We start from the raw sequence: 13922 nt of genomic DNA, 5'->3' as shown, positions 1-13922 counted from the left end.
GACCGGAACGCCTCAGGTCATCCGGTGCCGGCCGGGCCGGTGCCGTCCGGGGCCGTGGTGCTGGCCGGCCATCAGCAGGAAGCCGCCGACCAGGACGATGGCGCCGCCCGCGGTGACCATCGAGACGATGTTCAGGCCGGTCTTCGGGAGCTTGCCGCCGGTTGCCGGCGCGTTCACGGTGACCGTGACGATCGCGGTGGCCACGCCGCCGTGCCCGTCGCTGATCGTGTAGGTGAACGAGTCCACCCCGCCGGCGTAGCTGTCGTACGGCGCGTAGGTGACCGAGCCGTCCTTGTTGAGCACCGGCGTGCCGTGCCGCGCGCGGCCGACCGCGGTGATGCGCAGCTTGTCCTGGTTGACGTCCTTGTCGTTGGCCAGCGGGTGGATCACCACTGAGTCACCCGCGTCGACCGCCACCACGTCGTTGCGGGCCGCCGGCTTGGTGTTGACCCCGGCCACCGTGATGCTGATCGTGCCCGCGGCCTGGTTGCCCGCGGCGTCGGCGGCCTGGTAGGTGAAGCTGTCGGTGCCCGACCAGCCGGCCGCCGCCGTGTAGGTCACCGTGCCGTCGGCGTTCAGACTGGCCGTGCCGTGCTTCGGCCGGCCGATCGAGAGCACGGTGATCGGGTGGCCCGCCTCGTCGGTGGTCGGCATGACGATCCGCACCGGGGCGCCCGCCTTGGTGGTGAGCTGCCGGTTCGGCACGACCGGGGGCGCGCCGACCGTGATCGTGACGGTCGTGCTCGTGGCGGCGCCGTCGCCGTCGGTGGCCGTGTAGCCGAACGTCGCGACGCCCGAGAAACCGGCCGGCGGGGTGTAGACGATCTTGTTGCCGCTGATTTTCGCGGTGCCGTGGTCGGGGGTGGTGACAGCGGTCAGGCCGAGCGTGCCGGCCGGGTCGAGGTCGTTGTCCAACACCGCGACGGTCAGGTTCTGCTGGTACGCCGTGGTGTGCTGGTCGGGCACGGCGACGGGTGAGCCGTCGCTGACCGTGACGGTGACGCTCGCCCGGGCGGTGCCGCCGTTGCCGTCGCCGATCGTGTAGGTGAAGGTGTCGGTGCCGGTGTACCCGGCGGCCGGGGTGTAGCGGATCTTGCCGTCGGCGACGATCGCGGTGCCGTGGGCCGGGGTGCCGGCCGCGGTGACGGTCAGCTTCTGTCCCGGGTTGGGGTCGGTGTCGTTGGCCAGCACGTCCACGTCGACGTGCTTACCGGCCAGGACGGCGGTCGCGTCGTCGGCGGCCACCGGGTCGGCGTTGCCGACGGCCACGGTCACCGTGCCGGTCGCCGTGCTGCCGGCGGCGTCCCTGATCACGTAGGTGAAGGTGTCGGTGCCGGTGTATCCGGCGGCCGGGGTGTAGCGGATCTTGCCGCCGGCGACGGTCGCGGTGCCGTGGGCCGGCATGCCGGCCGAGACCAGCGTCAGCGCCGAGCCGGGGTCGGTGTCGTTGGCGGTCACCGCGATGTCCACGACCTGGCCCGAGGCGGTCGTGGCGGTGTCGGCCACGGCGGTCGGCGCCGCGTCGATGATGACGGTGACCGTGGCCGTGTCGGTGCGGCCCAGATCGTCGGTGAGCACGTAGTCGAAGGTGTCGGTGCCGGTGGTCATCGCGTTCGGGCGGTAGGTGACCTTGCCGTCGGCGGTGATCGTGACGACGCCCTTGGCCGGCTGGGTCACCGACGAGATGCCGAGCTTCTGCCCGGTGTTCGGGTCGACGTCGTTGGCGAGCAGGTCGAGGGTCGAGGTCACACCGGGGTGTACGACGAACCGGTCGTCCACGGCGATCGGGGCCGCGTTGCGCACGGTGATCGTCACCAGCGCCGAGGCCGTCTTCCCGAACGCGTCGGTGATCGAGTACGTGAAGGTGTCGGTGCCCTGGAAGCCGGCGTCCGGGGTGTAGGCGATCGTGCCGTCGGCGGCGAGCACGGCCGTGCCGTGCGCCGGCGTGGTGACCGCGGTGAGCTGGATGGTGTCGCCGTTCTCGTCGGAGTCGTCGGCCAGCGGGTGCACGGTCACCGCGGTGTCCGTGTCGGTGGCGGCGGCGTCGTCGCGCGCGGTCGGCGCGGTGTTCACCACGCCGAGGGTGACCGTGGCGCCGGCCGTGCCGCCCTTGCCGTCGGCGACGGTGTAGTGGAACGAGTCGGTGCCGCGGTAGCCGGCGGCCGGCGTGTAGGTGATCTTGCCGTCGGCGCCGACGGTGGCCGTGCCGTGCCCGGGGGCGACGTCGACCGTGACGGTCAGCGGGTCGCGGTTCGGGTCGGAGTCGTTGGCCAGCACGTCGATCGTGGCCACGACGCCGGCCGGGACGGTGACCGAGTCGGGCCGGGCCACCGGCACGCCGTTGGCCACGGTGACATTGACGGTCGCGGTGGCGAGGCCGCCCTTGTCGTCGGTGATCGTGTAGTCGAAGCTGTCGGCGCCGGAGAAGCCCGCCTTCGGGGTGTACGTGATCTTGCCGGTGGCGCCGAGCACAGCCGTGCCGCCGGCCGGCGTGGTCAGCCCGCTCACCCGCAGCTTGTCGGTGGTGTTCGGGTCCTTGGCGTCGGCCAGCACGTCGACGGTGACGGCGGTGCCGTACGGCGTGGTCACCGTCTCGGCGGCGGCCACGGGCAGCGCGTTGGCCACGGTCACGGTGACCGTGCCGGTCGCGGTGTCGGTGCCGTCGCTGACGACGTACGTGAAGGTGGCGTCGCCGGAGAAACCGGCCGGCGCCGTGTAGACCACCTTGCCAGCGCTGATCGTGGCCGTGCCGTGGTCGGGCCGGCCGGCCGAGACGAGGCGGAGCTTGTCGTCGTTGCCGTCGGTGTCGTTGGCGAGCACGTCGACGGTCACCGTCCCGGCGTGATCGGCGCCGGCCCGGTCGGGCGCGGCGACCGGGGCGGCGTTGCCCACGGTGACCCGAATCTGCCCGACGGTCTGCTTGCCCGCGCTGTCCTGAACCGTATAGGTGAAGGTCGCGATGCCCTTGAAGGAGGCGGCCGGTACGTAGGTGACGACGTCGCCGTTCAGCGTGGCGGCACCCGCGCCGGACTGCGGCTGCGTGATCGACGCGACGTGGATCGGGTCGTCGTTCGGGTCGGAGTCGTTGGCCAGCGGCGAGATGTCGGCCTTGGTGCCCGGCCCGGTCGCGACCACGTCGTCGCCGGCCACCGGGGCCGCGTTGGCGGTGGTCACCGTGACCGTGGCCGTGGCGGTGCCACCGTCGGAGTCGGTCACGACGTACTCCACGGTGTCGGCGCCGGCCCAGCCCGGGACCGGGGTGTAGGTGATCCAGCCGTCGGCCCCGGCGACCGCCGAGCCGTGCCCGGGCGGGGTGCCGATGGTGACCTTGAGGTCGGACGGGGCGTCCTCGGTGTCGGTGTCGTTGGCCCGCACGTCGATCTTCGCCGGCGTGCCGTTGGTGGTGGTCGCGGTGTCGGCGACGGCCTTCGGCGCGGTGTTGACGGTGAGCGTGGCGATGCTGCTGTTGTTGCCGGCGACGGCGTCGAGGCCGGAGCCGGAGACGTCGAGGGTCGCGACGGCCGACCGGGCGGCGCTGCCGGCGACGGTGGCCGGGATGGTCAGGGTGGCCTGGCTGCCCGCGACGAGCGCGCCGGCCGGGCAGGTGACGACCTGGCCCGACGCGGAGCAGCCGGACGGGAGCGGGCCGGCGGTGACACCGGTCGGCAGGGTCACTTTCGCGGTGGCGGCCGGCTCCAGGTCGGAACCCTTGTTGGTGACCACGGCGGTGTAGACGACCGTGTTCGGCGCGGCGGCCCGCTGCACGGTGGCCGGGGAGACGGTCAAGGTGGCGGCCAGGTCGGCGTGCGGCTGCTGCACGGTCATGATGTCGGTTCCGGGTACGCCGTCGACGCCCATGTTGGTGAAGTGCGCGGTGAACGAGGAACTGGCCACGTCGGTGACCGCGGAGCCGGCCGGGGTGTCGTTGTCGACCTTGACCCGGAAGGTCACCCAGGTCGGGCTGCCGTTCGCGATCGAGCCGAGGTTCCAGGCGGGCGTGGCGCCGGTGTCGGCGACCGGGGTGCCCTTGACCGTCATCGAGCCCGGGACGTAGGTGGTGTGCGTCGGGATCGCGTTGCTGATCACGGTGTTGTCGGCGGGGTCGCTGCCGTTGTTCCGCACGTCGATCCGGTACTCGATCTCGTCGCCGGGCAGCAGGTCGCCGCCGTCGGCGTCGGTGCCCTTCACGGTCGTGACCAGGTCGGGGGCGAACAGGTCGGTGGTGAAGGTGACCACGCCCGGATAGAACGTCTCGCCGCCCGTGGTCAGCGTCAGCTTGGCCGTCCTGGCCTTGGTGGCCAGCTTGCCGGAGGCGTCGAACTGGTCGACGTCGACGCCCATCAGGTTGCGGTTGCCGGGGGAACGGCCGCTGTTGAGCAGCGTGCCGCTCTCGCTCACGGTGCTGTTGAAGAAGTTGGTGGCCGGGTTGGCCGCGTCGCTGACCGCGCCGTCGTCGAGCTTGAGGTTGTCGCCCTCGAGGCCGAGGTCACCCTCGTACACGACCGTGCCGATCGTGGCGTTCACGGGGCCGAGGTCCGGCGTCTGGAAACCGGTGACGTTGATGTCGACCTGGGTGTCCTTGCTGGTCACGACGCCGAAGCCGTCGAACACGCGCAGGCTGTGCATGGCCTCGTTCGGGTTCTGGTACGCCAGCACGAGCGACCAGCCGGCGTACCGGTCCTTGCCGGTGCCGGCCTGGATGTTGGCCACCGAGAAGTCACCGTCGCCGGCGCCCGAGACCAGCGCCGTGACGTCGGCGAAGCCCTGGTACGCCTTGATCGACGCGTTCTGGAAGAGCGTGGTGGCGGTGACCGTCTGCCAGGCCGCGCTCGCCGGCGTACGGAAAAGGACCTTGTCGGCGTTGCTCTCGTTCTTGGCCGCGACACCGCTGTTACCGGCGCTGAGGTCGGCGCCCCAGTACAGACCGGCGAAGAGCACCTTGCTGCCGCCGGTGGGGAGCGTCACCTTGGTGGTGCTGACGTTGAACGTGTCCGGGTCGCTGTCCCCGTCCGCGTACTGCATGACGTAGTTGTTGTTGTTCAGCACACCCTTGTCGGTGCCGGTGTACGTGCCGGCCTGCGCCGCCGTGCACGTCGTGGAGACCGGGCACACCATGTTGGTGTTGCCGCGCAGGATGATCGAGCCGTTCACGTTGGCCGAGAAACGGGCCTTGAACTCGCTGGTGATCGCCGCGTCGGCCGTGCCGCCGACCAGCGTCACCGCGACCGTGAGGGCGACGGCGACCACGACCACCAGGACAAGCGCCCGGTACGGCCGGGAACGTAGAACGGCTCGGTGCATGCGGAACCCCGTCGTCATTCGGCGGCGGCGGACTCCCACGGTCCGGCCTCCATCGACGCTAGAAATCACCGAGTGCGGATCGGGTGCAGCGGGGAGCCGGTTCGGTAGCGAGCGCTACCGTGGGACTCGTGCGCGATCCCTCCGTCTCCCGCTACACGGCCGGCCGGCTCTCCCCGATCCGTCGCGTCGCTGATCTCCGGCGCCTGCGCGACGAGCAGTTCGACGTCCTGGTCGTCGGCGGCGGGGTCACCGGCGCCGGCGCGGCCCTCGACGCCGCCTCCCGGGGGCTCAAGGTCGCCCTGGTCGAGGCCCGTGACCTCGCGGCCGGCACGTCCAGCCGTTCCAGCAAGCTGATCCACGGCGGCCTGCGCTACCTCGAACAGCTTGAGCTCCACCTGGTGCACGAGGCGCTGACCGAGCGCGGGCTGCTCTCGACCCGGCTGGCGCCCCACCTGGTCCGCCCGGTGCCGATCATGGTGCCGCTGCCGCCCGGCAACCCGGCCGCGCGGGTCGGCCGCCGGGCCTACTACGGGCTCGGCGTGGCCGCGTACGACGTCTTCGCCGGGCTCTTCGGCACCGGCCGCGGCATGCCGCTGCACCGCCATCTGACCCGCGACGGCGCCCGTCACCTGTTCCCGAGCCTGCGGGCCGACCAGATCAGCGGCGCCATCCGCTACTACGACGGCCAGGTCGACGACGCCCGCCTGGTGGTCACCCTGGCCCGCACCGCGGCCAGCATGGGCGCGGCCGTCGTGACCAGCGCCCGGGTGACCGGCTTCCTGCGCGAGGCCCGCGAGGTGGTCGGCGTCCGCGTCCGCGACCTCGAGGCGCCCGACGAGCCGGAGTTCGAGGTCCGGGCCCGTACGGTGGTCGCCGCCACCGGCGTCTGGAGCGACGACATGTCGCAGATGCTCAGCGACGTCGGCGTCCGTCCCGGAATGCGGGTCCGCGCCTCCAAGGGCGTTCATCTGGTGGTGCCCCGCTCGGCCATCACCGGCGAGGTCGGCCTGATACTGCGCACGCCCACCTCGGTGCTGTTCGTCATCCCGTGGGGCGGCCACTGGATCATCGGCACCACCGACACCGACTGGAAGCTCGACCGGGCGCACCCGGCCGCCTCGGCCCGAGACATCCGCTACATCCTCGACCAGGTCAACACGGTCCTCGACCGGCCGCTGACCACCGATGACATCGAGGGCGTGTACGCCGGGCTGCGCCCCCTGCTCTCCGGCGAGGCCGAGTCGACCTCGAAACTGTCCCGCGAGCACGCGGTGATCGAGCCGATGCTCGGGCTCATGCTGGTGGCCGGGGGCAAGTACACGACGTACCGGGTGATGGCGGCCGACGTCATCGACCGGGCGGTCCGCCGCCTGGGCGGGGCGGCCCGCGCGTCGTCCACCGCCGACCTGCCGCTGCTGGGGGCCGACGGCTACGCGGCGGCGTGGCGCGACCGGCACGACATCGCCCGCCGGCACGGCGTGCCGGCCGGAGTCGTCGAACATCTCCTCGAGCGGTACGGGTCGCTGACGGTGCACCTGCTGGCGATGATGAAGGCCGACCCGTCGCTGGCCGTCCCGCTGCGGGGCGCGCCGGAATACCTGGCGGCCGAGGTGGCGTACGCGGCCCTGGCCGAGGGCGCGCTGCACGTCGACGACGTGCTCACCCGCCGTACCCGCATCTCGATCGAGACCCCGCACCGCGGCAGCGAGTCGGCCGAGCACACGGCCGAGATCATGGGCGAGGTGCTGGGCTGGGACAAGGCGGTGCGCGAGCGCGAGGCCGAGCACTACCTGGCCCGGGTGGCGGCCGAGCGGCAGTCGCAGACGATGCCGGACGACGCGACCGCCGACGCCGCCCGGATCGGCTCGCCTGACGTCCGCGGCTTCGCGGCCGACCGCGGGGTCGACCTGCTCCAGATCGACCTTTGATCCTCGTCGACGAGCCGCTCTGGCCGGCCCGGGGCCGCCTCTGGTCACACCTGGTGAGCGACCTCTCGTACGCCGAGCTGCACGCCTTCGCCGAGATGCTGGGCGCGCCGCGCCGGGCCTTCGACCGGGACCACTACGACATCCCGGAGACGCGCTTCCGCAGCGCGATCTGGCTCGGCGCGACGCTGCTGCCCTCCCGCGACCTGGCGGCCCGGCTCCGGGCGACCGGCCTGCGCCGGCCCAAGCATCTGTCTATCCGTTGAGCTCCTTCTCGAGGTTGGCCCGGGCGCGCGCCTCCCACTGCTCGCGCAACGGGGCCAGCCGGTAGATCGACGGCAGCTCGAGCAGGGCCTTGAGCACCTGGGCCCGGCCGTCCCGGAAAGCGTCGTCGGGCACGTGCGCGTACTCCCGCCGGATGGCCGCGGTGTACGCCGCGTACTGCTCCTCGTCGCCGGCCAGAACCGCGAGGTCGGCGTCGCAGAGCAGCTCGCCGTCCGGATCGTCGGCCTCGGTGGCGTGCCCGGCGGTCAGGCTCACCAGACGGGCCACCTCGGCCGCGTTCGCCTCCGGCACCCCGAGCGTGGTCAGCAGCCCCTCGGCGAACTCGGCGCTGTCCCGCTCGTTGGCATCGCCCAGGGCCCGCGGATCGTAGACGGCGTCGTGCATCCAGGCCGCCAGCCGCACCCGTTCCGGATGCGGCGCCAGACCCGCATGAAGATCAACAGTATTGAGTACGGCGGTCAGGTGCTCAACGGTGTGATATTGCCGTTGCGGCTCCGACCAGCGGGTCAGCAGGTATCCGGCGGCGGCGTCCAGGTCGCCGTCGGCGGCCATCGCGCCGGCGTCACGGGCCGCCCGCCGGAAACGTTCCACGAGATCTTCCACCCGACTAATTTAAGGTCACTGAGGTGACGACGAGCATTTCGGGAACCGTGACCACCGGCTTCCGCACCGGCCTGCGCCGGGTACGGGGCGGCCTCGCGCTGGCCGTGCAGGCGGGAGTCGCGGCCGGGCTCGCCTGGTTCGTGGCGCACGACGTGATCGGCCGGCCGGCGCCGTTCTTCGCGCCCATCGCCGCCGTGATCACGCTGGCCTCGTCGGTCGGCCAGCGCGTCAAACGCACCACCGAGCTGGTCATCGGCGTCGCCATCGGCATCGGCATCGGCGACGCGCTGATCCTGCTGATCGGCAGCGGCCCCTGGCAGATCGGGCTGATCGTGGTGCTGGCCGTGCTGGTGGCCACGGCCGTGGGCGGCGGAACCCCGCTGGTCGTGCAGTCCGCCTCCTCCGCGGTGCTGGTGGCCACCCTGACCTCGTCGACCGGGCTGCCCTGGACCAGGTTCTTCGACGCGCTGGTCGGCGGTGGTATCGGGCTGATCGTGATGACCCTGCTGCTGCCGCTCAACCCGCTCAGCGTGGTCCGCCGGGCCGCCGACCCGGCTCTGCAGGCCCTGGCCGACGGTCTGCACCGGGTCGCCGCCGGCCTCGGCGACAAGGACCGGGACGAGGTACGGGACGCGCTCGCCGGCCTGCGGGCGGCCGAGGGCACCTTCGCGGCGTTCTCGGCGGCGGTCACCGCGGCCCGGGAGAACGTGGCGTTCGCGCCGGCCCGGTGGCGCAACCGGGGAGCGCTGGCCCTCTACGTCGACGGGGCCGACCAGATCACGTACATGCTCCGCAACATCCGCGTCCTCAGCCGCCGGGTCGACACGGCCCTCGGCGACGACGAGCCGATCCCGGCGGTCCTGCCCGTCTCGGTGTCGCTGCTCGGCGACGCCGTCGAACTGCTCAAACAGGAATGGGCCAAGGGCGTCGAGCCGGAGGCGGCCCGCGAGCGGGCGCTGCGGGCGGCGACCGAGTGCGGCCGGGCGTACGAGGAGGGCGTCGGCTTCTCCGGCGGCGTCATCGTGGCCCAGATCCGCACGGCCGCCACCGACCTGCTCCGGGCCAGCGGGGTCGACTACGCCGAGGCGCCCCGCCTGGTGCGCCGGGCGGTGGGCTGGCACCTGCGCTCCCGCAAGCGGCGCACGCCTCGCCCTTGATCCTCGGGGCGGCCACCCGTTGTCCGAGTGACTACGCTGGCGGACATGGCCGACGTTTCGCCGGGCGCCCCCGTGCCGTCCGAACCGCCCGTGGTGACCTCGGGCAAGCCCCGGACGGGCTGGCGGCGGTGGCTGCCCATCGCCGGCGTCGTCGCGTTCCTGCTCGCGGCCGCCATCGGCCTGCTGCTCTACCTGGGCTACAACATCGGCGTCACCAGCCTGCTGGTCGGCCTGGCCGCCGCCGTGCTGCCGGTGCCGCTGCTGGTCTCGGCGTTCCTGTGGCTCGACCGCTACGAACCCGAACCCATCCGCTACCTGGCGTTCTGCTTCGTCTGGGGCGCGGCCATCGCCACCTCGGTGGCCCTGTTCGTCAACACGGTCACGGCGTCGCTGTTCGAGAAGTGGGGCCTGCCCGAGGCGCTGGTGGCGGTGCTGGTGGCCCCCTTCATCGAGGAGTCGATGAAGGCCCTCGGCCCGTTCCTGCTGTTCTGGCGCCGCCGCTCCGAGTGGTCCGGCATCACCGACGGCATCGTCTACATCGGCCTGTCCGCGCTCGGCTTCGCCATGGTGGAGAACATCCTCTACCTGGGCGGCCACGGCTACGCCTCCGGCGTCGAACAGTACGGCCCGGCCACCGGCCTGCAGAACCTGTTCGCCATCTTCATCGTCCGCATCCTGTTCACCGGCTTCGCCCACCCGCTGTTCAGCTCGATGACCGGCATCGGCCTCGGCCTGGCGGCCCGCTCCGGCGACCGCCGGGTGCGCTGGCTGGCCCCCATCGCCGGCCTGCTGCTGGCGATGATCCTGCACGGCACGTTCAACCTGCTGCCGACGCTCTCGGTGAGCCTCGACCAGCCCCTGATCATGCTGTACGGCTACCTCGGCTTCATGGTGCCGTTCTTCTTCGCGGTGGTCGGTTTCGCGATCGCGCTCCGCAGCTGGGAAGGCCGCCTGACCGAGCGGATCCTGCCCTACTACGTCCGTACCGGCTGGTTCGCCCCGCCGGAGGTGGCCGCCCTGGGCAGCCTCGGCCGCCGCTACTCGGCCCGCCAGTGGGCCAAGCGGGTGGCCGGCACAACCGGCCAGAAGGCGATGCGCGGCTTCCAGTTCGCCTCCACCCAGCTGGCCCTGCTCCGCGACGGCATGCAGAGGGGCCTGGACCGCAAACCGGCCGAACTCGAAAAGGCGGCGGCCGAGGAACAGCGCCTGCTGACCGAAATCCTCGAATACCGAGCGGTCTTCACCGGCCGAGACCCGGCCACCCCCCAGGCGTTCTGGGACGGCCAGTCCTACCAGATCCGCTTCCCCGACGGCGTGACCCGCACGATCGCACCCCCTGCGGAGCCGGTCGTCCCGATCCCGATCGCCGCCCCCCAGCCGGTGTTCACACCCGCCTACCACCCTTACGGCGCCCAGCCGGGTCACAGCGGCCAGCCCGCTTACGGCCCGCCCCCGGGCTACGCCGTCCCGCCGGGCTACGGCCTTCCGCCGGGCTACGGTCCCCAGCCGGGCCACGGCCTCCCGCCGGGCTACAGCCCCCAGCCGGGCTACAGCCCCCAGCCGGGCTACAGCCCTCAGCCGGGCCACGGCCTCCCGCCGGCTCACAGCGCCCACCCGGGCAGTGACGCCGCACCCGGCCACGGCACTCAGCCCGGTTACGGCGCCCAGCCCACCTACGGCGGTCAGCCCGGTTACGGCAGTCAGCCCGGTTACGGCGGTCAGCCCAGTTACGGCGGTCAGCCTGGCTACGACGGCCAGCCGGGTTACAGCGGTCAGCCTGGCTACGACGGCCAGCCGGGTTACGGCGGTCAGCCTGGCCACGGTGGCCAGTCGGGTTACGGCGGTCAGCCTGGCCACGGTGGCCAGCCGAGTTACGGCGGTCAGCCTGGCTACGGTGGCCAAGCCAGCTACGGGGGTCAGCCCAACTACTGGCAGCCTTCGTATGGCCAGCCCTCCTATGCGCAGACGCCCTCGTCCGGCGTGCCGGCCCACGAATCTCAGCCGCCTCACGAGGCCCAGCCCTACCCCGGTCAGCCGACGATCAGCGGCACGCCCGCATCTCCGCAGCCGAACTCAGCCCCGCCGACATTCCCGCAGCCAGCTTCGCCGTCGCCGGAGTCCCCGCAGCCGGTTTCGGCGTCGCCCGGATCTTCCCAGCCCTCCTCTGCGTCGCCTGCGTTCCCGCAGCCGGGGTCGGTGCCGAGTACGCCCTTCAGCTATCCCAGCCCGCCCCCGTTCGCGCCCGCGCCCACCGAGCCGCCCTCGACGCCCGAGCCCGACAAAACGGACCGGTAAGCCGCCCGCGGGATCGTGCTGGTCGCCGGCGACGAGCTGCGCGACGCCCTGCGCTTCACGGTCGACCGCCTCAAGCAGGTGATGGAGGTCGGGATCGTGTGCGGAGTCGGAGCGACATCGTGTGTCTATGCATCGCCCTCGACGTCCGGGCGGACAAAGCGGGGCGGTGAACGGCACGCGCGCGTGGTGTGGTCCGAGCGGCATCCCTCGAGGTTCGATAGGCCGCGGGTTATGACATCCTGGGCCGCCGAGGGCGACAAAACGGACGATGCGCTCTGTGTGAGCGGGGCCGGGGCCACGCTAGGCGAGGTCGCGCGGCGAGCCGTCCCACTTCCACGACGTCTGGTGGGCTTGGCCGGGTAGGTCGGTTCGGCCGGTGGCCCACAGCAGGGTCGGCCAAGGGTCGGTGTCCGTGGGGGCCCAGGGGAACAACCTGGTCAGGGCCGCCGCGCACATCTCCGCCGGCGGTGTCCACGGCAGGTCGAAGGCGCGGGCTATGTCGTGGGTGTGTACCAGTACCTCGACCACGCCCATGGCGGCGAAGCCGGAGCTGTCCGAGGCGTTGTAGCTGTGGAACGACATGCGGTCCGGTGGGACTGTGGCGATCACCGCCGCCAGCAGGCCGCCGCAGGATTCGAGCACCTCCAGCAGGGCCGGGACGCCCTCGTCGTGTTCGACGTACATGGTCAGGTATGGGCCCTCGGGGCGGCGCTGCTGATAGCCGAAGCGCACCCACGTCGTGGTCGAGGGGTTCGGCGGGGTCAGCTGGCCCGCGTACCCGAAGAGGGCGTCGGCCATGTGCTCCGCCGTCTCCCAGCAGGTCCAGGTGAGGGAGTCGGCCGGGCGGGTCCAGTCTTGTTTCTCGGCGGGGGTCAGCGCGCTCACCGCGAGCGACACGGCTCGCGTTACATCGTCAGCTTTCATTGCCTGAGTTGTAGAGGGCGCCGACCCGTACGCCAAGCGAATTATGCGGCGCCTCCGGTGACCACCACCGCGTCCGGGGGGATCTCGGGGCGGCGGCGGGCCAGGCGGCGGACGCCGGTGTTCAGGACGGCGATCAGCGGTACGGCGATGAGCGCGCCGATGATGCCGGCCAGGACGACGCCGGAGGCGATGCCGATGATCACGGCCAGGGGGTGGATGGCCACCGCGCGGCCCATGATCAGGGGCTGGAGGATGTGGCCCTCGACCTGCTGGACCAGGATGACCGCGCCCAGCACGATCAGGGCGACCACCCAGCCCTGGTCGACCAGGGCGACCAGGACCGCTACCGCGCCGGAGACGCTGGCGCCGACGATCGGGATGAAGGCGCCCAGGAAGACCAGCGCGGCCAGCGGGAACGGGAACGGGATGTCCAGGATGACCAGGGCGATGCCGATACCGACGGCGTCGATGAAGGCGACCAGGACCGTCGCCCGCACGTAGGAGCCGAGGGTCGTCCAGGACGCGTCGCCGGCGTCGGCCAGTGACCAGCGGGCGTTCACCGGGAACAGGCGTACGACGAAGCGCCAGATCTTGCGGCCGTCGCGGAGGAAGAAGAACGTCGAGAACAGGACCAGCAGCATGCCGGTCAGCACTTCGAAGACTGTGGCCGCGGTGGAGATGCCGGTCGATGTGAGCTGGGCCGTGTGCGCGTTGACCCAGGTCTGCGCGTTGTCGATGGCCCGGTTGACCTGGTCGTCGGACAGGTGCAGCGGGCCCGTCTTCAACCATTCCTGAATTTGCCGTACGCCCTCACTCGCGTTCCTGGTGAGCTCGGGCAGCCCGTTCACGAACTGGTTGATGACCAGGGTGAGGGTGCCGGCGACGGCGGCCAGGCCGCAGATCAGCACCAGGAACGTCGCGAACGACGCGGGCAGGAACCGGCGCAGCAGGGCCACGGCCGGTGACAGCAGGGCCGAGAGCAGCAACGAGATCGACAGCGGGATGACGACCACGCTGATGACGCCGATGAAGCGCAGCAGCGCCCAGCCGACCAGGCCGACCACGATGAGACGCCAGCCCCAGGCGGCCGCGATGCGCAGTGAGTGCGGCACCTCGGCGTCGTCGCGACTGTTCGTCGAGTAGTGCACGTCTTCCGGTTCGGGCGCCGGCGGCGCGAACTCGACCTCGGTGTCGGACTCGGCCGCGCTGTCGTTGACGCGCGCCTGGCGCACCGACTCGCGGCCTGAGTCGTAGGCCTTTCGGAGGTTCTCCCGGACTCGCTCCAAGCGGCTCAACCGCCTACCCCCTCGGATTGCTGTGAGCAACCACCACCGTAGTAGCCCGACGCAGCTAGATCCCCGTAGGCGGCACCGGCAAAACCAGGCGTACCGTCTGCATTCGTGAGCACCGACACCCGTACCGAGAGCGGATT

The 13922-nt window shown here is 71.8% G+C and carries 7 protein-coding genes and 1 pseudogene; 4 read left to right on the top strand and 4 right to left on the bottom strand.

The genetic code is table 11. The features are described from left to right. Positions 1-12: 12 nt before the first annotated feature. Entirely contained in the window at positions 13-5301 is a 5289-nt protein-coding gene (locus tag AB0C26_RS15180; RefSeq protein WP_360247062.1) for an Ig-like domain-containing protein, read from the bottom strand. A 128-nt stretch (positions 5302-5429) separates the two neighbouring features. On the opposite strand from AB0C26_RS15180, the gene AB0C26_RS15175 reads away from it, so the two are divergent. Then, a complete protein-coding gene (locus tag AB0C26_RS15175) occupies positions 5430-7229 on the top strand; it encodes a glycerol-3-phosphate dehydrogenase/oxidase (protein WP_360247060.1) in 1800 nt (599 codons plus the stop codon). Continuing rightward, on the top strand, positions 7226-7492 hold the full coding sequence (locus AB0C26_RS15170) for a DUF4031 domain-containing protein (protein WP_360247058.1): 267 nt from the start codon (positions 7226-7228) through the stop codon (positions 7490-7492). The genes AB0C26_RS15175 and AB0C26_RS15170 overlap by 4 nt, the downstream gene beginning before the upstream one ends. Here AB0C26_RS15170 and AB0C26_RS15165 read toward each other — a convergent pair. After that, the gene (locus AB0C26_RS15165; protein ID WP_360247056.1) at positions 7482-8114 is read right to left on the bottom strand and encodes a metal-dependent phosphohydrolase; all 633 of its coding nucleotides are present in this window, start codon (positions 8112-8114) and stop codon (positions 7482-7484) included. The two genes, AB0C26_RS15170 and AB0C26_RS15165, sit on opposite strands and share 11 nt — an antisense overlap. A gap of 23 nt (positions 8115-8137) precedes the next feature. Here AB0C26_RS15165 and AB0C26_RS15160 point away from each other — a divergent pair, with 23 nt between their 5' ends. Both AB0C26_RS15160 and AB0C26_RS15155 read left to right on the top strand, forming a co-directional pair. Then, the gene (locus tag AB0C26_RS15160; RefSeq protein WP_360247054.1) at positions 8138-9271 is read left to right on the top strand and encodes an FUSC family protein; all 1134 of its coding nucleotides are present in this window, start codon (positions 8138-8140) and stop codon (positions 9269-9271) included. Beyond that, positions 9268-10936, top strand: a pseudogene (locus AB0C26_RS15155) (PrsW family glutamic-type intramembrane protease); the annotation flags it as partial. The gene AB0C26_RS15160 and the pseudogene AB0C26_RS15155, both read left to right, overlap by 4 nt. 930 nt (positions 10937-11866) lie before the next feature. Here the strand turns inward: AB0C26_RS15155 and AB0C26_RS15150 are convergent. Next, a complete protein-coding gene (locus tag AB0C26_RS15150) occupies positions 11867-12490 on the bottom strand; it encodes a hypothetical protein (RefSeq protein WP_360247052.1) in 624 nt (207 codons plus the stop codon). Between the two features lie 41 nt (positions 12491-12531). Beyond that, positions 12532-13785: an AI-2E family transporter gene (locus AB0C26_RS15145; protein ID WP_360247050.1), complete on the bottom strand. Its 1254-nt coding sequence runs from the start codon at positions 13783-13785 to the stop codon at positions 12532-12534. Between the last annotated feature and the right edge of the window lie 137 nt (positions 13786-13922).

Source organism: Actinoplanes sp. NPDC048796 (assembly GCF_040650035.1).
Taxonomy (GTDB): Bacteria; Actinomycetota; Actinomycetes; order Mycobacteriales; family Micromonosporaceae; genus Actinoplanes.
Note: the sequence above shows the minus strand (reverse complement) of the source record. Positions and strands in the feature narration are given on the sequence as shown.

Excerpts from the sequence above, each read along its gene's own strand:
- AB0C26_RS15180 (WP_360247062.1), bottom strand. The coding sequence starts at position 5,301 with ATGCACCGAGCCGTTCTACGTTCCCGGCCGTACCGGGCGCTTGTCCTG.
- AB0C26_RS15150 (WP_360247052.1), bottom strand. The coding sequence starts at position 12,490 with ATGAAAGCTGACGATGTAACGCGAGCCGTGTCGCTCGCGGTGAGCGCG.